Source organism: Pseudanabaena sp. CCNP1317 (assembly GCF_034931345.1).
GTDB lineage: Bacteria > Cyanobacteriota > Cyanobacteriia > Pseudanabaenales > Pseudanabaenaceae > Pseudanabaena > Pseudanabaena galeata.
This window is the reverse complement of sequence record NZ_JAYGIF010000092.1, coordinates 1-1,004: the sequence shown is the minus strand read 5'-3', so window position 1 is coordinate 1,004 and position 1,004 is coordinate 1. Positions and strand designations below refer to the sequence as shown.

General features: G+C 44.0%; 1 protein-coding gene. It reads left to right on the top strand.

What is annotated here, in order from left to right:
* Positions 1-1,004 (top strand): IS4 family transposase (locus VB775_RS15725; protein ID WP_323216877.1); only part of this gene is annotated, 1,004 nt, incomplete at its 5' end.

The window sequence follows — 1,004 nt, the reverse complement described above, 5'->3', positions numbered from 1 at the left end:
CAAGACTCTTATTTGTGTCGATGTTCCTGATCGCACTAATGCGAGTAAAGACAGTAAACCTAGCGGAAATCGCGACAGGATTTAGTGGAGAAGCCAAAGTCGAATCACACTATAAGCGGTTACAGAGATTTTTTCGAGAGTTTGAAGTGGACTATGAAAGCATCGCTTTAATGGTCGTCAAAGTGATGAAAATACCTGAACCATGGGTAATCAGTATCGACCGCACCGATTGGAGATTTGGTAAGACGGTATTTAATGTGCTGACATTGGGAGTAGTGCATCACGGTATCGCATTCCCGTTGGTCTGGATGATGCTGGACAAAAAAGGTAACTCGAACACCCGTGAACGTTGTGAATTGTGTAATCGATTTCTGGAAATATTTGGAGATCGCAAAATCGACTTTTTGACCGCAGACCGAGAATTTGTGGGGGAAGAATGGTTTGATTACTTGCTGTGTGACCCATGTACCCACTTTCGTATCCGTATTCGCAAAAACACCTTGCTTGACGATGGGCAGAAGCAACTACGGGCTGACGTTTGTTTCCAAGATCTCCAAGTTGGTCAATCGAAAGTATTGTCTAAGCCGAGGCTTGTTTGGCAACATTGGCTCTATATTGCGGCAATGCGTCTGGAGGATGGCGATTTGTTAATTGTAGCAACCGCTCATGACCCTAATACCGCTATTGCTGACTATGCCAAACGTTGGGCGATTGAGACTTTGTTTGGCTGTTTTAAATCCCGTGGCTTTTGTTTGGAGGCTACTCACCTTCAAGCCCCTGAACGCCTTTCTAAACTTATTGCTTTACTCACCCTCGCTTTATGTTGGGCTTTTTCTTCGGGGCTTTGGCTTGCTCAGCTCAATCCCCTCAAACCTAAAAAGCACGGTCGCTTACCTAAAAGCATTTTTCGTCTTGGTTTTGATTTTCTGCGTCATATCATCTTTGACATCCATCTCAATTCCGAGGCTTTCTTCAACTCCATTAAATTTTTGTCCTGTACTTAG